18 protein-coding genes are annotated in these 19,501 nt (G+C 72.3%); 12 read left to right on the top strand and 6 right to left on the bottom strand.

The window, feature by feature from the left end; genetic code table 11:
- The first annotated feature begins 23 nt into the window (after positions 1-23).
- The gene (locus AAEP80_RS02190) at positions 24-2,342 is read left to right on the top strand and encodes a hypothetical protein (RefSeq protein ID WP_420365779.1); all 2,319 of its coding nucleotides are present in this window, start codon (positions 24-26) and stop codon (positions 2,340-2,342) included.
- A gap of 19 nt (positions 2,343-2,361) precedes the next feature.
- Here the strand turns inward: AAEP80_RS02190 and AAEP80_RS02185 are convergent, their stop codons facing one another.
- Genes AAEP80_RS02185 through AAEP80_RS02165 form a run of 5 tightly spaced genes read right to left on the bottom strand, consistent with a single transcriptional unit; the run spans position 2,362 to position 7,109 of the window.
- Positions 2,362-3,198, bottom strand: coding sequence for a class II fructose-bisphosphate aldolase (locus AAEP80_RS02185; protein ID WP_413600600.1), 837 nt, complete (start codon positions 3,196-3,198; stop codon positions 2,362-2,364).
- Positions 3,195-4,127, bottom strand: coding sequence for a 1-phosphofructokinase family hexose kinase (locus AAEP80_RS02180; protein ID WP_420365778.1), 933 nt, complete (start codon positions 4,125-4,127; stop codon positions 3,195-3,197). The genes AAEP80_RS02185 and AAEP80_RS02180 overlap by 4 nt, the downstream gene beginning before the upstream one ends.
- Positions 4,124-5,242 carry an N-acetylglucosamine-6-phosphate deacetylase gene (nagA, locus tag AAEP80_RS02175; RefSeq protein ID WP_420365777.1) on the bottom strand — a complete coding sequence of 373 codons (1,119 nt, stop codon included), beginning with the start codon at positions 5,240-5,242 and terminating at the stop codon, positions 4,124-4,126. The genes AAEP80_RS02180 and nagA overlap by 4 nt, the downstream gene beginning before the upstream one ends.
- Positions 5,239-6,231, bottom strand: coding sequence for an ROK family protein (locus tag AAEP80_RS02170; protein ID WP_420365776.1), 993 nt, complete (start codon positions 6,229-6,231; stop codon positions 5,239-5,241). The genes nagA and AAEP80_RS02170 overlap by 4 nt, the downstream gene beginning before the upstream one ends.
- Complete coding sequence (locus AAEP80_RS02165; protein ID WP_281266141.1) at positions 6,231-7,109, bottom strand: SIS domain-containing protein; 879 nt, start codon at positions 7,107-7,109, stop codon at positions 6,231-6,233. The genes AAEP80_RS02170 and AAEP80_RS02165 overlap by 1 nt, the downstream gene beginning before the upstream one ends.
- Before the next feature lie 132 nt (positions 7,110-7,241).
- Here AAEP80_RS02165 and AAEP80_RS02160 point away from each other — a divergent pair, with 132 nt between their 5' ends.
- The 10 genes from AAEP80_RS02160 to AAEP80_RS02115 all read left to right on the top strand — a co-directional run bounded on the left by AAEP80_RS02160 (position 7,242) and on the right by AAEP80_RS02115 (position 17,812).
- A complete protein-coding gene (locus AAEP80_RS02160) occupies positions 7,242-8,030 on the top strand; it encodes a DeoR/GlpR family DNA-binding transcription regulator (protein ID WP_281266140.1) in 789 nt (262 codons plus the stop codon).
- Positions 8,031-8,188: 158 nt separating this feature from the next.
- Positions 8,189-9,394, top strand: coding sequence for a Gfo/Idh/MocA family protein (locus AAEP80_RS02155; RefSeq protein WP_413600605.1), 1,206 nt, complete (start codon positions 8,189-8,191; stop codon positions 9,392-9,394).
- 23 nt (positions 9,395-9,417) lie between these two features.
- Complete coding sequence (locus AAEP80_RS02150) at positions 9,418-10,737, top strand: ABC transporter substrate-binding protein (protein WP_420365775.1); 1,320 nt, start codon at positions 9,418-9,420, stop codon at positions 10,735-10,737.
- A gap of 25 nt (positions 10,738-10,762) precedes the next feature.
- The gene (locus tag AAEP80_RS02145; protein ID WP_420365774.1) at positions 10,763-11,746 is read left to right on the top strand and encodes a carbohydrate ABC transporter permease; all 984 of its coding nucleotides are present in this window, start codon (positions 10,763-10,765) and stop codon (positions 11,744-11,746) included.
- Positions 11,743-12,597 (top strand): carbohydrate ABC transporter permease, encoded by an 855-nt coding sequence (locus AAEP80_RS02140; RefSeq protein ID WP_413600607.1) that lies wholly within the window; start codon positions 11,743-11,745, stop codon positions 12,595-12,597. The genes AAEP80_RS02145 and AAEP80_RS02140 overlap by 4 nt, the downstream gene beginning before the upstream one ends.
- Positions 12,594-13,352: a hypothetical protein gene (locus AAEP80_RS02135; protein WP_420365773.1), complete on the top strand. Its 759-nt coding sequence runs from the start codon at positions 12,594-12,596 to the stop codon at positions 13,350-13,352. Before AAEP80_RS02140 ends, AAEP80_RS02135 begins: the two co-directional genes overlap by 4 nt.
- 34 nt (positions 13,353-13,386) lie before the next feature.
- Complete coding sequence (locus tag AAEP80_RS02130) at positions 13,387-13,602, top strand: multidrug transporter (protein ID WP_420365772.1); 216 nt, start codon at positions 13,387-13,389, stop codon at positions 13,600-13,602.
- Positions 13,603-13,672: 70 nt separating this feature from the next.
- Positions 13,673-15,358: a bifunctional 3'-5' exonuclease/DNA polymerase gene (locus AAEP80_RS02125; protein ID WP_420365771.1), complete on the top strand. Its 1,686-nt coding sequence runs from the start codon at positions 13,673-13,675 to the stop codon at positions 15,356-15,358.
- Between the two features lie 47 nt (positions 15,359-15,405).
- A complete protein-coding gene (locus AAEP80_RS02120; RefSeq protein WP_420365770.1) occupies positions 15,406-16,215 on the top strand; it encodes a phosphatase PAP2 family protein in 810 nt (269 codons plus the stop codon).
- Positions 16,216-16,309: 94 nt separating this feature from the next.
- Positions 16,310-17,812 (top strand): protein kinase domain-containing protein, encoded by a 1,503-nt coding sequence (locus AAEP80_RS02115; RefSeq protein WP_420365769.1) that lies wholly within the window; start codon positions 16,310-16,312, stop codon positions 17,810-17,812.
- A gap of 10 nt (positions 17,813-17,822) precedes the next feature.
- On the opposite strand, the gene AAEP80_RS02110 is transcribed toward AAEP80_RS02115, so the two are convergent.
- Positions 17,823-18,680, bottom strand: a complete 858-nt coding sequence (locus AAEP80_RS02110; RefSeq protein ID WP_420365768.1) for an NmrA family NAD(P)-binding protein — start codon at positions 18,678-18,680, stop codon at positions 17,823-17,825.
- A gap of 85 nt (positions 18,681-18,765) precedes the next feature.
- Between AAEP80_RS02110 and AAEP80_RS02105 the strand changes: the two genes are divergently transcribed.
- The gene (locus tag AAEP80_RS02105; protein ID WP_420365767.1) at positions 18,766-19,437 is read left to right on the top strand and encodes a TetR/AcrR family transcriptional regulator; all 672 of its coding nucleotides are present in this window, start codon (positions 18,766-18,768) and stop codon (positions 19,435-19,437) included.
- Positions 19,438-19,501 lie beyond the last annotated feature (64 nt).

Genomic DNA, 19,501 nt, shown 5'->3' with positions numbered 1-19,501 from the left:
CGCAGAGTCATGGAGTGACGCCGATGCACCACCGCACCCTCGCCTTCCTGACGGCGGCCGCCCTCGGGGCGACGCTCGCCGTCGGTGTCGCCGCACCCGCCTCGGCCGGGACGGCCCCCACGCCGACCGTCCCGTCGACCGTCGCGTCCTCGGGGTCCGTGCCGACGTCCTCGGACCCGACGGACGGCAAGACCCCCGCCGACACCCCGGTCGACCTCACCGTCGTGCTGCGCCCGACGGACCAGACCGCGCTGCGGGACCTGCCGGCCACCACGGCCGGAGCCGGTCCCGACGAACGGAGCGACGCGGTCGACGCCCTGGCGCCCGAGGAGCCGCACGGCGCAACGGTCCGGTCGGCGCTCGCCGCAGCGGGGTTCACGGTCACCGACCTGGACACCTGGGAGCTCGAGGCCACCGGAACGGCTGCGCAGGCCGAGGCGCTCTTCGCGACCACCCTGGTGGGCAGCGGCGACGGCATGCACCCCACCGGCGACGTCGTCATCCCGGCGTCCTTCGGCGACTCCGTGACCACGGTGTTCGGGCTCGACGCCCGGCCCGCCGCATCGCACGCCGCGCTCCCGGGCGGCTACGCGCCTGCTGACCTCGCCAGGGCCTACGGCTCCTCGAGTGCGGCGAGCGCCGGAGCCGGCACCACCGTCGCGACCGTGCAGCTCTCCGGCTGGGACCGCAACGACCTCGTCGCCTACGCGGCGGCCGTCGGGCGACCGGTCCCCGCGCTCGACCAGATCGCCATCGACGGCGCCGACGTCCACCAGGCGGACGGCTCCGGCGGCGAGACCGAGGTCGCGCTCGACCAGGAGGCACTCCTCGCCACGGCGCCCTCGGCGCGGCAGCGCGTCTACGTGGCACCGAACTCGTTCCAGGGGCTCTACGACGCCTACAGCCGCATCGCTGACGACGTCCAGCGTGCCGGCATCACGGCCGTCAGCGTCTCGTGGGGCTCCTGCGAGTCGCTGACGTCCGCGGCAGCCCGCGGGGCGCTCGACGACGCGCTCGACCGCATCGTGGCCGCCGGGGCGACCGTGTTCGCCGCCTCCGGTGACGACGGCGCGATGTGCCCGACCGGGCCCCGCTCGTCGGTCCGCTCGGTGACGTACCCGGCATCGTCGCCCGCCGTGGTCGCGGTCGGAGGGACCTCGCTGCGGACCACGTCGTCTGGCACCTCGGAGTCCGCATGGTCGAACACGTACGGAGCAGGCGGGGGTGGCGTCTCCGCGGCGTACGACCGCCCGGCGTGGCAGTCCGGCGCCGGTGTCACGGGCACGAAGCGCCTCGTCCCCGACATCGCCTCGGTCGCGGACCCCGCGACCGGGCCCGGGATCTACCTCGGCACCGCGCACGGCTTCGCGCTCGGCGGCGGCACGAGTCTCGCGTCCCCGGTCGTCGCCGGCCAGCTCGCCGCGGCACTCGGGACCCGCGGGTGCACCGTCGGCATCGGGGACCTGCACCAGACGCTGTACTCGAACCCGACGGCGTTCCGCGACGTGACGTCGGGGACGAACGGCACTGCGGCGGCGACCACCGGGTACGACCAGGCGACAGGACTCGGGACGCCGAACTGGGGCGTGCTCGGGGCCCTGCTGCCGACCGGCGGGTGCGCGGGCGCTGGTGCCGGTGCTCCTGCCGCCGTCGGGCCGGCCGCGGCAGGAGCCACGGCCACGGGGATCACGGGTTCGTCGACGCCGGTGCCCTCCGGCACGTCGATCCGGTCGCCGCACGGGCTGTACTGGCTCGATCTGCAGTCCGACGGCCGCCTCGTGGAGTGGGGCGGCGGACGGGCGCTGTGGTCGTCGAACGTCGCGTCCGCGCGGGCGACCCTCACGGTCGGCGCCGACGGCACGCTCGCGATCCGGTCGACCACCGGTGCGACCGTCTGGGCCGCCGGCAAGCCCTCCGCGGGAGATGCTCCTGTGCTGCAGGTCACCGACCTCGGCGTGGTCCAACTCGTCCGTGGGACGACGGTCCTGTGGCAGCAGGTCCCTGGTACGCGCGACCGCCTGGTGCCCGGCGCCAGCCTCGTCCCCGGACAGGAGATCCGGGACACCACCGGACACCGTCGTTTCATCGTCCGGGACGACGGCCAGCTCCGGATCATCCTCGGATCGAAGACGGTGTTCGCCGTCTCCGGTGGCCGGGGCAGCTCGCTGCGGGTGCAGACGGACGGCAACGTGGTGCTCTACGACGCCGTGGGCAAGGCGAAGTGGTCGACCGCGACGTGGCGGTACGGGGGGAAGAACATGCAGTTGCGGATGCAGACCAACGGTGACCTGGTGCTCGCGCAGGGGACGACGACGAGGTGGCACTCCAGGACGAAGGGCTGAGCGCCGCGGCCTCGTCGCGTCAGCGTGCCAGGAGTGTCAGGAGTCTCGCGGTCTCGGTCGTGATCGCGTCGCGGCCGGCGGCGACGTACTTCCGCGGGTCGACCAGTTCCGGCCGCTCGTCGAGCACGTCGCGGAGCGCCCGGGTGAAGAGCCCGTTGAGGTGCGTCGAGATGTTGATCTTCGTCATTCCCGCCGCCACCGCACCACGGAGCTCGTCGTCCGACAGTCCCGACGACCCGTGGAGCACGAGGGGCACCGGCACGCTGTCGTGCAGCCGCCCGATCAGGTCGCGGTCGACGGCGGCCTCGCGGGTCTGCATCGCGTGCGAGGTCCCGACGGCGACCGCGAGGGCGTCCACCCCCGTCGCGGCCACGAACGCCGCTGCGTCGGCCGGGTCGGTGCGGACACCCGGTGCGTGCACGCCGTCCTTGCCGCCGACCTCGCCGAGCTCGGCCTCGATCGCGATCCCGGCCGCGTGGCAGCGGTCCGCCAGGACACGGGTGGCAGCGACGTTCGCGGCGTAGTCGAGGTGCGAACCGTCGTACATGATCGAGTCCACCCCGAGCGCGATGCCCTCGGCGACCAGGTCGGTGTCCTCGACGTGGTCGAGGTGCACGAGGACCTCGACGTCGGCCGAGCGCGCGATCGCCTGGGTCGCGGTCGTGATGGGTGCGAGCCCGCCGTGGTAGCGGACGCAGTTCTCGCTGATCTGCAGGATCACCGGCAGGCCGGCGGCGGCGGCACCCGCGACGATCGCCTCGGCGTGCTCGAGCAGGACGACGTTGAACGCCCCGATGCCGTGCCGGGTCGATCGGGCGGTGTCGAGGAGCCCGGTGAGGGCCAGGTCGGTGATCATGCGGGACTCCTGGTGGGGTCGAGGGCGGAGAGGAACCGGTGTGCGGCGTCGTGGTCGATCTCGCCGGCGACGGGACGGAGGACCGCTGCTGCGCCGAAGGCCGCAGCCGTGCGCAGTGCGAGGGCGGTGTCGGCACCGCGGGACAGTGCGAGGACCAGGCCGGCGGTCGCGGCGTCCCCCGCGCCGGTGGGGTTCCCGGTGACGCCAGGCACGGCAGGCACCTCGACCACGTCGTCGAGCGCGTGTGCCGCGATGCCGTCGGCTCCGCGTGAGACCACGACCAGTCCGGCACCGCGCCGGAGCAGGTCGAGCGCGCCGTCCCGTTCGTCCGGCAGGCCCGTGGCCTCGGCGAGTTCCTCGCGGTTCGGTTTGCACACGGTGGCACCGGCGTCGGCCGCCGCGAGGAGGGACGGGCCGGAGAGGTCGGCGACCACGAGGACCCCCGCAGCGACGGCGTCGGTCACCCAGGGGACGACCACGGTCGGCTCGGCACCGGTGGGGAGCGAGCCCGAGAGCACGAGCGCGACGGGGCCGCCCGGAGCAGCCGTCCCGAGCGCGGCCCGGACGGCGTCGTCGACCCGGGACCACGACCCAGGTGGCACCGACGGCCCGGGCTCGCCGAACATCGTGGGGTGAGCGAGGTCGTCGACCACCGTCACGGTGGTGCGGGTCTCGCCGGGGACCGGGACCGTGGTCGCATCGAGCCCGAGGGCGGCCACCGCATCGGCCACCCAGGCCCCTGCTGCGCCGCCGAGTGGCAGGACCGAGTGGGTCCGGACACCCTCGGCGTGCAGCACACGTGCGACGTTGAGCCCCTTGCCGCCGGGTCGCCGGTCCACGTTCCGGACGCGTTGGGTCGTGCCGACACGCTGTTCGTCGACGCGGTAGGTGACGTCCACCGCGGGGTTCGGCGTGACGACGACGATCATGCGAGAACCCCTTCGGTGAGCGGACGGGCGCGGAGCCGATCGGCGTCGAGCACGAGCAGGTCGGCGCGTGACCCGGGGCTGAGCGGCTCCGGGAGACCGAGCAACGCCGCGGCGTTCCCCGAGGAGAGGGCGACGGCTTCGGCGATCGCGTCCGGACCGCTCGCGAGCACGCGGGCGACGGCGTCCGCGATGGTGCTCGTGCTGCCGGCGAGTGACGACCCGTCCGCGAGCATCGCGACACCGTCGGACACCACGACGTCCGATCCGGCGATCCGGTAGCGTCCGTCCGGGCACCCGGTCGCGGCCATCGCATCGGACACGAGCACCATCCGGCCGGCGGCGCTGCGGCGGACCAGGTCCACCGCGACGGCGTCGAGGTGGTGACCGTCCACGATCGCTTCGACGGACAGACGGTCGTCGGTCAGGGCGACGCCGACCGGGCCGGGATCGCGGTGGTGCAGCGGGGGCATGCCGTTGAAGACGTGGGTGACGAGTCGCGCACCGGCATCGACGGCGCGCAGGACCGTGTCGGCGTCCGCGTCGGTGTGCCCGATCGCCACGACGATCCCGGCGTCCGTGAGTCGGCGGACCGCGTCGAGTGCGCCGGGGAGCTCCGGTGCCAGGGTGACGATCCGGAGCGCGTCGGCCGCGGCGTCGAGGTACTCGTCCACCTCGGCCGTCGTCGGTGCGTGCAGCAGGTCCGGTGCGTGTGCTCCCCGTCGGGCGGGCGAGAGCCACGGCCCCTCGAGGTGCAGTCCGACGAGCGTGCCGTCCGCGACCAGTGGCCGGAGCCGACGGAGCGCCGACAGGGTGTCCGCAGGGGTACCGGTCGCGATCGACGCGACGAGCGACGTCGTCCCGCGGTCGGCGTGGAAGGCGGCCACGGCGCGAGCGTCGTCCGTGGTGCAGGTCGCGAAGTCGTGGCCGAGGGCACCGTGCGCGTGCAGGTCGACGAAACCGGGCAGGACCGTGCCGTCGGTCTCGACGACGCGGTCGTGGGGAGGGGCGTTCCCGGAACCCACGGCGGCCACCCGCCCGTCCTCGACGAGCAGCCAACCCCGGTCGATCGTCCGGGTCGGGGTGACGAGCCGCGCGGAGCGGACCAGCGTGCTCACCGCGAGCCCTCGGCGACGAACGGCGTGCTCTCCGCGACGAACGGCATGCCCTCCGCGACGCGCGGCGCTCCCTCTGCGATGCGGGTGCCACGCTCGAGGAGATCGCGTGCGAGCAGGCCGGCCCCGATCGCGCCCGCCGCGTCTCCGTGACGGGCCGGCACGACCGCGGGGACACGGAGCCCGGCCAGCCGGTCCGCGACCGCCGCACGGAGGGGGTCGAGCAGGAGCGGGCCGGACCGGGCCAGGCCCCCGCCGACGACGACGGTGTGGCATCCGGCCACCGCGGTGGTCCACCCGATCACGTCGGCGAGGACCTCGACGCACTCGTGCCAGACCCGGACGGCCGTCGCATCGCCCTGCTGCACGAGGAGCATGGCGGCGTGCGCGCTCTCGACACCGGTCCGACGTGCGACGGCGCCGGCCGAGGCGATCTCCTCGACCCGGGCTCCGGCGTGCGGTCCGTGTGCGAGCCGGACCTGGCCGACCTCGCCGGCCCATCCGCCGCCGTCCACCACGGTGCCGTCGACGACGAGCGCACTCGCGAGCCCGGTGCCGATCGGCAGGAACACGGCGGAGCCTTCGTCGAGGCCACCTGATCGCACCTCGGCGAGGGCACCGGCGCGGACGTCGTGACCGAAGGCGAGCGGAACGTCGACGCCGCAGGCGAGCAAGGTCGCGAGCACCCGTGCACGCACCGGGACGTCCCGCCAGCCGAGGTTGACCGAGAGCACCGAGGTGCCGGTCCGCTCGTCGACGACACCGGGGACGACGACCCCGACGGCATCGAGCGAGACGGTTCTGTCGGCATCGCGCGGGACAGCGCCGACGGCGAGGTCCGCGACGGTCTCCGCGAGCCGCTGCGCGTCGGGGTCGTCCTTCGGCGTCGGCACCCGGTACTCGGCGAGGACCTGCCCGTCGGCGTCGGTCAGTCGGGCCTTGATGCCCGTGCCGCCGACGTCGACCCCGAGCACGGCCCCGCTGCCGGCCATCAGGTGAGGATGACCGAGCGGGTCAGGGAACGCGGGTGGTCTGGGTCGAGCCCACGACGCTCGGCCAGCGCGACCGCGAAACGGTGCACGACGACGAGCCCCGCGATCGGGTCGAGGTCGTGGTGGACGAACCGGGCGCCGGTCGCGGCGACCTCGTCCGGCAGCCCGTCGGGCGTGCTGCCGAGGGACCAGACGAGTCGACCGGGCTGCGCGATCGCGATCGGGCCGTGCCGGTAGTCCATCGCCGGGTACGACTCGGCCCAGAACTGCGCGGCTTCGCGGGTCTTGAGTGCTGCCTCGAACGTCAGGCCGACGGCGGCGCCGCGACCCACGAACGTCACCTGCTCGGCGTCGAGGAGGTCCTCGATGGGCAGCGCGAGCGCCGCTTCCGCCTGGACGGCCAGTGCATCGACGTCATCGCCGATGGACGCGCGCAGCAGGGCGAGCGCCGTCGTCGCGAAGCGGGTCTGGACGACCGAACGCTCGTCGGCGAACGGCAGTGCGATCGTGTCGTCCGCGACCGCCGCCGCCGGGCTGTCCGGCACGGCGGTGATCAGCACGGTGCGCTGCGTGGGGAGGTCGGAGAGCAGCGAGACGATCTCGGTCGTCGTGCCGGACCGGCTGATCGTCACGACGCGGTCGTACTCGCGTCCGGTCGGGTACTCGGAGCCCGCGAACGCGTCGGTGACGCCGAGGCCGGCCTGCTCGCGGGCCACGGCGTAGCTCATCGCGATGAACCAGCTGGTCCCGCACCCGACGACGGCGACGCGTTCGCCTGGCTGGGGGAGGGTGTCGACGAAGGAGGGGAGCAGGGCGGCCGCAGCGCGCCAGGTCTCCGGCTGCGACGCGAGCTCTTCGCTCACGAAGGTGTCGGTCATGGGTGCCTTCCGGTCCGGTCTCGATCCGGGTGATCGATGGTCGGAAGCATAGCGAGCGATCGTGCGCGATGCGAGAGGAAAACGTCATTTCCGATCAGTGAACGAGCGCGGCACGCCCGTAGGATGGCCCCCATGACTCCGCAACAGCGGCTCAACGCCCTGCTCGAACTCGTGAGCGAACGGGGCAACGTGTCGATCTCCGAGATCGGCGAGATGCTCGGGATCTCCCCGGCCACCGCTCGCCGTGACCTCGCGACCCTTGCCGACCAGCGGTTGGTCACCCGCACGCACGGCGGGGCCGCCGCGCTCGGCGCCGGGTACGAGCTGCCGCTGCAGTACAAGATCGCCAGACAGGCAGAGGCCAAGACGGCGATCGCCCGTGCGACGGCGGCGCTCATCGCCCCGGGTGACACCGTCGGGCTGAACGGCGGGACCACCACCACCGAGGTCGCCAGGGAGCTCGGCAAGAGCGAACGCTTCATCCGGGCGGACGGCGAGTACGGCGTCACGATCGTCACCAACGCGCTGAACATCGGGTACGAGCTGTCGGTGCGCGCCAACGTCAAGATCGTCGTGACAGGCGGCGTCGCACGTCGTCAGTCCTACGAACTCGTCGGCCCGCTCGTCCGCGACACCCTCGACGAGTTCGCGCTCGACGTCGTCGTGCTCGGCGTCGACGGCCTGACGGGCCAGTACGGCGCCACCACCATGCACGAGGGAGAGGCCGAGGTCAGTCGGCACTTCGCCTCCGTCGGGCGTCGCGTGATCGTCGTGGCGGACTCCACCAAGATCGAGCGCTCGACGTTCGCGCGGATCTGCCCGCTGGACCGGATCGACGTCCTGGTCACCGACCAGCCGGTCCCGCCGACGTTCGCGGCCGACCTCGCCGCCGCCGGCGTGGAGCTCGTCGTCGCCGACTGACAAGGGCTGACGGGCCCGTCGGCACCACGACGTCGCGCCCGGACGTTACCGGCGTGTAAAACCCTCGCATCTCGCTTCCGTGAGCGATCCGTGAGCGCCTATTGTGCATTCATGATCGATTCGGCATCATGGGCGTCACAATCACGCAAGGGAGCGAGATGAGCGTCGACACGTACGAAGGACTCCGCATCGCGGTGATCGGCATGGGCCAGCGGTCCGCCATCGCCCGCCACGTCGCAGAGGCGGTCGCCTCGGGCCCCGATCTGGAGGCCCGGGTCACTGCCGTCGCGGACGTCACCGCCGACGGGCGGGAGCGCGGACGCAGCGAGTACCCCGACGCGCTGGTGGTGGAGTCCCACCGTGACCTCGTCGGCGCGGTGGACGCGGCGATCGTCACGACCCCGGACTGGACGCACGCCGAGATCGCGATCGACCTGCTCCGCGCGGGCATCGCGGTCTACCTCGAGAAGCCCCTCGCCATCACGGTGGAGGACGCGGACGCCGTGCTCAACACCGCCGCCGAGACGGGCACCCCCCTGTACGTCGGCCACAACTTCCGGCACGCCGCCGTCGTCCGGCTCATGCGCGAGATCGTCGAACGCGGCGAGATCGGCGAGGTCAAGGCCGTCTGGTGCCGCCACTTCGTCGGGAACGGCGGCGACTACTACTTCAAGGACTGGCACGCCGACCGCACCAAGGTCAACTCCCTGCTGCTGCAGAAGGCCAGCCACGACCTCGACGTCATCCACGCCCTCGGCGGCGGCTACACCAGCCGTGTCGTCGGGATGGGCTCGCTGTCCGTCTACGGCGACGTCACCGATCGTCGCGACCGCAGCGGTGAGCTCATGGGGGACTGGTTCTCGCTCGACAACTGGCCGCCGCTCGACCAGACCGGTCTGAACCCCGTCGTCGACGTCGAGGACGTCTCGATGGTGATGATGACGCTCGACAACGGCGTGCAGGCGAGCTACGAGCAGTGCCACTTCACGCCGGACTACTGGCGGAACTACACCGTGATCGGGACCGAAGGCCGTCTCGAGAACATCGGCGACACCGGCGGCGGCGTGGTCAAGGTCTGGAACCACCGCCGCGGGTGGGACGTCCAGGGCGACCGCGAGTACCCGATCGACGGCGTCGACTCCGGCCACGCGGACGCCGACCTGCTCACCATGACCGAGTTCCTGCGCAGCGTCGCACTCGGCGAACCGACCTCACTGTCCCCGGTCGCGGCGCGAGCCGCGGTCGCCGCCGGCGCCCTGGCGACCCGCTCGCTGCGGGGCGGCTCCGTGCCCATCGACGTCCCGAGCCTCCCGGCCGAGACGATCTCCCACTTCACCCTCCCCACCCAGACCGTCACGCGCTGACGGCCGTGCGAAAGGACCACCCGATGACCGCACACTTCCCCGCCCGAGGAGCCCGACGCATCCTCCTCGGCGCCGTCGCCGCCCTCGGCGCGGCCGCCCTGCTCGCCGGGTGCTCGACATCCTCGGGCGCCGCGGGTCCCGGCGGCGACTACGAGAAGGTGTCGAAGGACACCAAGGCGACCCTCGACTACGCCGTCTGGGACGAGAACCAGGTCAAGGCGATCAAGGCCAACATCAAGGGCTTCAACGAGGAGTACCCGGACATCACGGTCAACGTCGACGTCACCCCGTTCGCCAACTACTGGACGAAGCTCCAGACGCAGGGCTCGAGCAACACGCTCCCCGACCTGTTCTGGATGAACGGCCCGAACTTCCAGCTGTACGCGGCCAACGGCAAGATCGCGCCGATCACCGGCGAGGTGAAGGCCGGCGCGATCGACCCGAAGAACTACTCGTCGGCGCTCAACGACTTGTACACGTACGACGGCACCCAGTACGGCGTCCCGAAGGACTTCGACACGATCGGCGTCTGGATGAACAAATCGCTGTTCGAGCAGGCCGGCGTCGCGATGCCGTCGAAGGACTGGACCTGGGACGACTTCCAGAAGACCGGCGCCGAGCTCTCCGAGAAGCTCAAGGCACAGGGCGCGTACGGTGCCGCCGGCGGCATGGACGGGCAGACGACCTACTACGACACCATCTTCCAGGCAGGCGGATCCGTCCTGAACGACGACGCCACGAAGTCCGAGTACGCGTCGAAGGCGTCCGAGGAGGGCCTGCAGTTCTGGACCGACCTCATCAAGTCGGGTGCGTCGCCCTCGATCAAGCAGCTGACCGACACGACCGCGGACCAGTGGTTCACGTCCGGGAAGCTCGCGATGTACCAGGGCGGCAGCTGGTTCCGCTCAGCGCTGACCGGCACCGACATGGAGAAGGACGTCGTCGTCTACCCGCTGCCGAAGGGCAAGGAGCAGGCGACGGTCATCCACGGCGTCTCGAACGTGGTCGCCGAGGGCAGCAAGAACAAGGCAGCGGCCCAGGCGCTGCAGGTCTACCTCGCCGGCAAGACCGCGCAGCAGCAGCAGGGCGACATGGGCGCCGTGATCCCGGCCTACACCGGCACGCAGGACGCCTTCACGAAGACGATGCCCGACGCCGACCTGCAGGTCTTCCTCGACGCGGTCGACTACGCCAAGCCGCTGCCCGTCTCGAAGAACACCGCCGCGTGGAACACCCTCGAGACGAACCTGCTCCCGAGTGCGTTCGACGGGTCGAAGCCCGTCGACGAGGTCGCGAAGGACCTCGCCCAGAAGATGGACGCCGCCCTCGGCAAGGAGAAGTGACGCCCCGGCGTCAGGGAGTGACCCGATGACGATCCACACCGAGCAGCAACCCGACACGGCGGCGACACCCGCCGTCGGCCCCGCCCGGACGCAGCACGCGTCCGGGCGGGGCGCCCCCGGCGGTGCCCCCCGCCGCCTGATCCGGACCGACGGTGCATGGCCGTGGCTGTTCGTCCTGCCGCTGCTCATCGGCGTCGGCACGTTCTACATCTGGCCGATCCTCCAGACGTTCTGGTACTCGTTCACCACGTGGGGCGTCTTCGGCGGCGCGACGTTCTCGGGTCTCGCCAACTACGGTCGCCTGCTGTCCGACCCGCAGCTGTACCAGTCGCTGCTCAACACCGTGATCTACACGGCCATCGTGCTCGTCGGCATCCCGATCGCGGTGTGGCTCGCGAGCCTGCTGAACACCCCTGGTCTGCGGTTCGCGCAGTTCTACCGTGTGCTGTTCTTCCTGCCCTACGTCGCGATGCCCGCGGCGATCGCCCTGGTCTGGCGGATCATGTTCAACGGCGACTACGGGATCGTGAACTGGTTCCTCGGGCTGTTCGGCATCGACGGCCCGTACTGGATCTCGACCCCGGGCTTCGCGCTCGTCGCGGTGAGCCTCGTCGGCCTGTGGTCGTCGCTCGGTTTCTCGATGATCATCCTCGGCGCCGGCCTCAAGGACATCCCACCAGAGCTGTACGAGGCGGCCGAGCTCGACGGCGCCAGTCGCTGGCGCCAGTTCCGTTCCGTGACCGTGCCGCTCCTGACGCCGAGCATCTTCTTCGTGGTCATCGTCACGACGATCTCCAGCTTCCAGCTGTTCGACCTGCTCTACGCCATCCTCGGCAGCACCAACCCGGTGATCCCGAAGACGATGTCACTCGTCTTCTACTTCTACAGCGCCGGGTTCATCGACAACGACAAGGGCTTCGCGGCCGCGATCGCGATGATCATCTTCGTGCTCATCGGCATCGTGACGCTCGTGCAGTTCCGGTTCCAGAAGAAGTGGGTGCAGTCATGACCACCACCACGATCAGGACCGGGAAGCGCCCGGGCCGCCGCGGCGGCTCCCACTGGTGGATCCACGTCGTCCTCGGCATCGGCGGGTTCGCGATGGCGTTCCCGTTCCTGTGGCAGATCATCATGGCGCTGTCCACGAACGCGCAGGTCCAGTCCGTCACCCCGACGTTCTGGCCCGGCGAGCTCCAGTGGCACAACTTCGCCGAGGTCTTCGAGCGCCTGCCGTTCCTCAGCCAGCTCGGCACGTCGGTGTACGTCACGATCATCCGGACGATCGCGCAGATCATCCTGTGCACCTTGGCCGGCTACGCCTTCGCCCGGATGCGGTTCCGCGGTCGCGCGGTCCTGCTCGGGATCGTCCTGTCGATCCTCCTGGTGCCGTCGCAGGTGTACCTGATCTCGCAGTACCAGATCGTGCAGGGGCTCGGCTGGCTCGACACCCTCGCCGGGATCGTCGCGCCCGGTCTGTTCAGTGCGTTCGGCACGTTCCTGATGCGGACCGCGTTCCTCACCATGCCACCTGAGCTCGAAGAGGCGGCGCGCATGGACGGCGCGAACCCGTTCCAGGTGTTCTGGCGGATCATGCTGCCGCTCGCCCGGCCCTCGATCAGCGTGCTCGCGATCACGACGGTGCTGTGGTCCTGGAACGAGCTGCTCTGGCCGCTGGTCGTGTCGACCCGCGCCGAGGACATGCCCCTCGCCGCCGGTCTCGCGACGCTGTCGAGCGACCGGACGATCGACTACCCGGTGCTCATGGCCGCGAGCCTGATGGCGATGGCACCGGTGCTCATCATGTTCATCGTCCTGCAGCGTCGCGTGATCGACGGGCTGGCCTCGTCCGGCCTGAAGTGAGCCGGGAGGCCCGCCCCGGCTCCGTCGCGCTGCTCGCGTCCGCGATCGGTCGCCTCCAGGACCCGGGGGCGCTCGCCGCGGACCTCGCGGCGAGCGTCGCCGACGCCCCGCCGGTCGAGCGGGACGCGCTCGCGATGGCGGCCGTGGACGCGGTCCTCCCGCAGACCGCCACGTGGCTCGCCGCCCACGGAGCGACCGCCGAGCAGGCGTCCGCGAGCGTCGCCGACGTCGTACGCAAACGCGACCGGTACGGGATCCGGGGGACCGGGCTGGACTGGTTCTGCGCGGTCGCGACCGGACGCGTGGTGGCCGTGGGGCGCCTCCAGTTCGAACTCGGCGCCCACCTGCCGGACGGGACGCCGACATGGAGTGTCCATGTCCCGGAGACCGGGCCGCTCGACCCGGTCGCCTGCGACCGGGCGTTCGCCGACGCTCCTGACCTGCTCCGACGGCTCGCACCCGGCCACGGCGCGACGTCGTGGTCCTGCCGGTCGTGGCTCCTCGATCCCGGGCTCGCGACCGCGCTCGGACCGGACGCCAACGTCGTCCGGTTCGCCCGACGGTTCCGGTTGCTCCCGCCCGGCCCGCACGACGCGGTCGAGGGCGACGACAGCGCGGCGAAGTTCGTCTTCGGGACCGGGCTCGCCGCGGCGCGTGCCGCACGTCCTGCCGGGCGTGTGCAACAGGCGGTCCACGACCGGTGGGCGGGCGGCGGGCACTGGACCGAGCGCACCGGGACCGCGCCGATCGCGTGAGCCGGACCAGGCCGCCGGGCGTACCGTCGTCGGCATGACCGAGCCAGATCGCGACCACCTCGACGACGGTGTCGACATGTCCTTCGAGGAACGTCGACACGACACGCTGCGCCGGATGTCCGGTTCGGACGCCCACGACGAAGCGCCGCGCGTCGAGGTCTCCGAGGAACCCGACGGCACCGTGCGCATCGACGTCGCGGACTCCGCTGCCGTGCGACCCGGTGGAACGGAGCGCACGCAGGAGCGTTAGGACGTCGGACTCGACCGACGGCCGCCACCACCTGTCCGGCGGGGACGGTGGTGCACGGCATGATCGTTCCGTGCACCTCGTCCTCAGCCGTGTCGACGGCGGCGTCCTCGCGTCGCCCCTGACCGACTCCGGCGACCCGGATGGTGAGCCGGTCGCGGTTCCCGACCCGGAACTCCCGGCGTTCGTCGCCGCGCGGGAAACACCAGGCGTCCGATGGGTCTGGGACGACACCGCGCGCTGGTACCCGCTCGTGCTCCGCGCTGGTGGTCGGGTCGCACGCTGCGTCGACCTGCGGCTGTGCCATCGCATCCTCCGCACGGCGCTGGCCGCGCGCGGTTCTGCCCTCGCTGCTGCGCCGGTCAGCGGTTGGGACGCGCCCGCGCAGCAGGAACGCGTCGTCCGCGCGTCGCAGGCGCAGCTCTTCGACGACGCACTCCTCGACGGGACCCGCCCCGCCGACGCCGCCGACCCGGTCGCGGAACTCCGTGCGCAACTCGCGGCGGTCGCCGGTGCGTCCGATCCTGGAGCACTGCGACTGCTCCTCGCCGCGGAGTCCGCCGGGGCGCTCGTCGCCGCAGAGATGCGGTTCGCCGGGCTGCCGTGGCGTGCCGACGTGCACGAACGCCTGCTCGAGGACGCCCTCGGCCCGCGGGTGCCGTACGGCGTCCGACCACGACGGCTGGAGGAGATCGCCGTGGTCCTCCGGCAGCGGCTCGACGACCCCGCCCTGAATCCCGACTCACCGGCGGACGTGCTGCGGTCCCTCCGCCGCGCGGGGCTGGTGGTGGACAGCACCCGGAAGTGGGAGCTCCAGCGCCTGGAACACCCGGCGATCGAACCGCTCCTCGAGTACAAGCGCCTGTACAGGCTGCTCACCGCGAACGGCTGGTCGTGGCTCGACGAATGGGTGCAGGACGGCCGGTTCCACCCGGAGTACGCGGTCGGCGGTGTCGTCACCGGGCGCTGGGCGGCGAACGGTGGCGGGGCGATGCAGCTCCCCAAACTCGTCCGGCCGGCCGTGGTCGCCGACGACGGGTGGAAGCTCGTCGTCGCCGATGCCGCACAGCTCGAACCGCGGGTGCTCGCGGCGATGGCGGGCGACCAGGCGATGGCCGCGGCGGGGAACGGTCGCGATCTCTACGACGGCGTCGTCGCGTCCGGAGCGGTCGAGACCCGGCAGCAGGCGAAGGGCGCGATGCTCGGCGCGATGTACGGCGCCACCCAGGGTGAGGGCGGTCGGCTCGTCCCACGGCTCGCTCGGGCGTTCCCGCGCGCGCTGGACCTGGTGTCGCGTGCGGCGGCGGCGGGGGAGCGCGGCGAACCGGTGACGACACGGCTCGGGCGGACGTCGCCGATCCCGGAGTCGTCGTGGTTCGCAGCACGGAACCGCGCGTGGTCGATCGACGGCACTCCGGCGATGCAGCGCGCCGTGGAGTCGCGTGCCAGGAGCTGGGGACGGTTCACCCGGAACTTCGTGGTGCAGGGGACGGCGGCCGAGTGGGCCCTGTCGTGGATGGCGTCGCTGCGGACCCGGCTCGCCGCGCGGTACCCCGGGCCGGTCCGGGACGGTGCGCACCTCGTGTTCTTCGTGCACGACGAGATCGTGCTGCACGTGCCGGAAGCCGACGCGGCGTGGGTCGCCGAGCAGGTCGAGGCGGCCGCCGCGGACGCCGGGCGGATCCTGTTCGGGTCGTTCCCGATCACGTTCCCGCTGTCCGTCGCGGTGGTCGACGACTACGGCAGCGCGAAGGACTGACGACGGGCCGACGCGCCGCGCACATCGTCCTCGGGCAGGGTGGACCGATGGACGACGAAGCAGCACGTACCGAGGAACGGTCGGTCGGCGACGTCGACCTGACCACCTGGCGGACACGCGCCGGGCGGGCGTCCGCCACCGTGTGGACGCGACTGGGCGACCGGTTCGGTGCACTGCCCCTGCTGATCGTCACCCTCGTCATCGGGATCGGCATCGCCGCGGTGTGCACGTGGATCGCCTCCGAGGTCTACGACGCCGTCCGGGAAGCGGACGACGTCGCCGTGCTCGACCGCCCGGTGCTCGACTGGATGATGACGCTCCGTTCGCCTGGCCTCGACACCGCCGTGACCTGGTGGACCAACGTCGCGGGCACGATCGGGATGCCGATCGTCGCGCTCGGGTTCCTCCTCGGCTTCACGATCCAGCGCCGGGCCTGGACCCCTGTGGTGCTCCTCGTCGCTGCGAGTGCCGGATCGCTGCTCATGACGGTCGCGGGCAAGGACCTCATCGGGCGTGCGCGTCCCCCGCTCGCCGATGCCGTCCCGCCGTACGAGCACTCGCCGTCGTTCCCGTCCGGGCACACCCTGAACGCCACGGTCGTCGTCGGCACGATCGTGTACCTACTGCTGCTCCGTGAGTCCCGGCGGGTGACCCGGGTCTGGACGGTGGTCCTCGGTGCGGTGTTCGTCGTGTCGATCGGGCTGTCGCGCGTGTACCTGGGGCACCACTGGCTGACCGACGTGCTCGCGGCGTGGGCCCTCGGGTTGGCGTGGCTCGCGCTCGTGGTCACCGCCCACCGGCTGTACCTCACCGCCGTCCACCGCGGGGGGCCGGGCGACGTCCACAGGGCTTCGTGAGCGCTCGCGGATCGCGCGAGGATCAAGGGTCGGGGGGGGCTCCTGGTAGCCGGAGTCACCCCGTCCGTCAGGAACAGCCGATAGGTTGCCCGGCATGGAAGAACGGGTCTTCGGCGGCAGGTACCGGGTCACGGGCACGCTCGGTCACGGTGGGATGGCGTCCGTGTACCGCGCGGTCGACGAGCAGCTCGGCCGCGAGGTCGCGGTCAAGGTGTTCCGGATGGGCCCCGTCGACCACGGGGAGCGGGCGCGTGCCGAGGCGGAGATCCAGGTCCTTGCGGGCCTCAGGAGCCCGGCGCTCGTCACGCTGTACGACGCGGCACTCGACGACGCCGACGGCGACTCGTACCTCGTGATGGAGCTCGTCCCCGGCAGCGACCTCGCCACCCGGCTCCGCGAAGGGCCCCTCGACCGTCCCACCACCGCCCGCGTCGGCGCCCAGGTCGCTGACGGCCTCGCCGCCGTGCACGCGCAGGGCATCGTGCACCGCGACGTGAAGCCCGCGAACGTGCTCCTCGAAGCCGACGGCTCGCACGTCAAGCTCGCCGACTTCGGCATCGCGCTGCTCCGCGACGCCGCCCGGGTCACGGGGACCGGCACCGTCATGGGGACGGCCGCCTACCTGGCTCCGGAGCAGGTCACCGCCCAGGGGATCAGCGGGAAGTCCGACGTCTACTCGCTCGGCCTCGTGCTCCTGGAGTGCCTGTCGGGCCGCATGCCCTTCCCTGGCAGCGCCGTCGAGTCCGCCACCGCGCGGCTCACGCGCTCGCCGGAGATCGACTCCGCCCTGCCCACGGCCTGGCGCGTGCTCCTGCACGTCATGACGGCGACCGACCCGGCCGAGCGGCCGTCCGCCACCGAGGCGGCCGAACGCCTGCGCGCACTCTCGTACGACGACGGAGCGCCCGCCACCCAGCTCCTGCCTGGAGGCCCTGGCACCCTGACAGCGGCGGCTGCGGCCGCCGGAGTGGCCGGCGCTGCCGCTGGGGCCGAGACCGCGCGAGCGGCGCAGGCCGACGTCGCGACGCAGGCGATGCCCGCGAGCCGGCCCGCGGACGACGCGACGCGCGTGCTGCCGGCGAGTACGGCCTCCAGCCCGTCTGGTCCGGACGACGTGGCGACCACCGTGCTCGGCGCACAACGCGGATCGGGCGGTCCGACCGGCGGAGGCGGGGCACCCGTGTCGGCCCCACCCGTGCCGTCGGAGCCCCCGGCGAAGAAGCGCCGCCGCGGCCTGGTGATCACGCTCGTGATCGTCGGGGTGCTCGTCCTCGCCGGTATCGTGGCCGCGGTGCTCGCGCTCGGCGGGGGCGACGAGACGCCCGCGCCGACGGAGTCGAGCTCGACGGCGCCGACCGAGCAGCAGCCGAGCGACGAGCCGTCGCAGCCCGAGGAGCAGCCGTCGCAGGAGCCCGTGCAGCCTCAGCCGTCCGAGCCCGTCGAGCCCGAGCCCTCGCAGCCGGTCGAACCGTCGCAGCCCACCGAGCCTTCGAACGGGCCGGAGCCGTCGGTGCAGCCGACGCTCCCGGTGCAGACCCCGCTCAGCAACAGCGGCCCCGGCAACTCCGAGAACGCCCCCGGCCACAACAAGGGCTGACGGTCCGGCGTCAGGCCAGGGTGCGCTCGATGATCGTCCTGATCGACACCGGCTCGCGGCCGAGCAGCTCGGCGAGCAGTGGATCGACCTCGTCGAACTCGCCGGCACGGGCGCCGCGGAACATGCCGAGCATCATCTGCGCAGCGGCGTCGGGCATACCGGCGGCGGTCTGCCGGGCGAGCCACTCGTCGTCGGCGATCACGGTGCGGCGGACGGTCGTGCCGGTGACCTCGGACAGGGTCCGGGCGACGTCCTCGAAGGTCACGGCCTCGGCCGCCGTGAGTGCTGGTGTCGGCCCGTCGAACGTCGGGCCGTCGGTGAGCAGGACCGCGTCCGCGAGGGCCAGGTCCTCGCGAGCGGTCCACGAGATCGGGCCGTCCTCGGGCAGGAGCAGCTCGCCCGTCTCCGTGGCGCCGGCGATGAGCCAGCCGACGGTGTGCGCGTAGAAGCCGTTGCGGAGCGAGGTCCACGGCGTGCCGATCTCGGCGAGTGCGGCCTCGGTGTGGGCGTGGTCGACCGAGAACGCGACGGGGGAGTCCGCCTTCGTGTTCTGGTGGGCCGTGTAGAAGACGCGTTCGGCGCCGGCGTCCGCCGCAGCCCGAGCGGCTGCCGCGTGCATGGCGACGCCGTCGGGCCCGAGCGTCGAGCCGGAGACGACGAGCACGCGGTCGGCGCCCTCGAAGGCGCGGGCGAGCGATGCGGGGTCGGCGAAGTCACCCGGACGGACGCGCACGCCCCTCGCGGCGAGGTCGGCGGCCTTCGCGGTGTCGCGGACGCTGACGCCGATCTGGTCCGCCGGCATGCGGTCGAGCAGTGCGCGGACGGTGGCGGAGCCGAGTGCTCCGGTGGCGCCGGTGACGATGATCATGGGGACAACCCTTCGTTATCGTTGGAAACGCCGTGAGCGTAACACTGTGAACACGGCGCTAACAAGCACCCGTTATCGTTGATCCATGACCGACTCCGTCCGTGATCGCATCGTCGACGCCGCCGCCGATCTGCTCGCCGACGTCGGGCCGGCCGGGGTCACCACCCGAGCCGTCGCCGCCGCGGCCGGGGTGCAGGCGCCGACGATCTACCGACAGTTCGGCGACAAGGACGGTCTGCTCGAGGCCGTCGCCGACCGGGTCTTCGCCGCATACGTCGCCGGCAAGACGGTTCCGGACGACGTCGACCCCGTCGAGCACCTCCGCGACTCGTTCGACGCACACATCGCGTTCGGGCTCGCCAACCCCGGGCTGACGGCGCTGTTCTCGGACCCGCTGCGCTCGCACTCGACGACCGAGGACCAGGGGATCGCGGTCCTCCGTGAGCGCATCCACCGCGTGGCGCTCGCCGGACGGCTCCGGGTCCCCGAGCCCCGCGCGGTGTCGCTCGTGCACGCCATCGGGGTCGGCGTCGTCCTCGACCTGATCGGCACGCCGGACGAGGAGCGTGACCCGGCGCTCGTCGCCGCGGCGTGGGATGCGCTGGCGTTCGCGATCCTGACGGCGGCGCCGGAGGTCGACCCCGGGTCGCACGCCGCGGCCGTGCAGCTCGCCGCTGACGAGGACGCGCTCGCCGCCCTGTCGCCGTCGGAGCGGGCGCTCATGCGCGACTGGCTCGCCCGGATCGCCGACGCCTGAGCGCGAGACGCGCGCGCCGTCGGCAACGGGTTTCGTCCATCCGCTGGAGCAAATAGGGTGGGGG

Origin of the sequence: Curtobacterium sp. L3-7 (assembly GCF_048756585.1) — a bacterium.
Taxonomy (GTDB): Bacteria; Actinomycetota; Actinomycetes; order Actinomycetales; family Microbacteriaceae; genus Curtobacterium.
The sequence above is the reverse complement of the archived record's forward strand: the minus strand, read 5'-3'. Positions and strand labels throughout refer to the sequence as shown.

Excerpts from the sequence above, each read along its gene's own strand:
- AAEP80_RS02190 (WP_420365779.1), top strand. The coding sequence starts at position 24 with ATGCACCACCGCACCCTCGCCTTCCTGACGGCGGCCGCCCTCGGGGCG.
- AAEP80_RS02185 (WP_413600600.1), bottom strand. The coding sequence starts at position 3,198 with ATGATCACCGACCTGGCCCTCACCGGGCTCCTCGACACCGCCCGATCG.
- AAEP80_RS02180 (WP_420365778.1), bottom strand. The coding sequence starts at position 4,127 with ATGATCGTCGTCGTCACGCCGAACCCCGCGGTGGACGTCACCTACCGC.
- AAEP80_RS02170 (WP_420365776.1), bottom strand. The coding sequence starts at position 6,231 with ATGGCCGGCAGCGGGGCCGTGCTCGGGGTCGACGTCGGCGGCACGGGC.
- AAEP80_RS02165 (WP_281266141.1), bottom strand. The coding sequence starts at position 7,109 with ATGACCGACACCTTCGTGAGCGAAGAGCTCGCGTCGCAGCCGGAGACC.
- AAEP80_RS02160 (WP_281266140.1), top strand. The coding sequence starts at position 7,242 with ATGACTCCGCAACAGCGGCTCAACGCCCTGCTCGAACTCGTGAGCGAA.
- AAEP80_RS02155 (WP_413600605.1), top strand. The coding sequence starts at position 8,189 with ATGAGCGTCGACACGTACGAAGGACTCCGCATCGCGGTGATCGGCATG.
- AAEP80_RS02150 (WP_420365775.1), top strand. The coding sequence starts at position 9,418 with ATGACCGCACACTTCCCCGCCCGAGGAGCCCGACGCATCCTCCTCGGC.
- AAEP80_RS02145 (WP_420365774.1), top strand. The coding sequence starts at position 10,763 with ATGACGATCCACACCGAGCAGCAACCCGACACGGCGGCGACACCCGCC.
- AAEP80_RS02140 (WP_413600607.1), top strand. The coding sequence starts at position 11,743 with ATGACCACCACCACGATCAGGACCGGGAAGCGCCCGGGCCGCCGCGGC.
- AAEP80_RS02130 (WP_420365772.1), top strand. The coding sequence starts at position 13,387 with ATGACCGAGCCAGATCGCGACCACCTCGACGACGGTGTCGACATGTCC.
- AAEP80_RS02120 (WP_420365770.1), top strand. The coding sequence starts at position 15,406 with ATGGACGACGAAGCAGCACGTACCGAGGAACGGTCGGTCGGCGACGTC.
- AAEP80_RS02115 (WP_420365769.1), top strand. The coding sequence starts at position 16,310 with ATGGAAGAACGGGTCTTCGGCGGCAGGTACCGGGTCACGGGCACGCTC.
- AAEP80_RS02110 (WP_420365768.1), bottom strand. The coding sequence starts at position 18,680 with ATGATCATCGTCACCGGCGCCACCGGAGCACTCGGCTCCGCCACCGTC.
- AAEP80_RS02105 (WP_420365767.1), top strand. The coding sequence starts at position 18,766 with ATGACCGACTCCGTCCGTGATCGCATCGTCGACGCCGCCGCCGATCTG.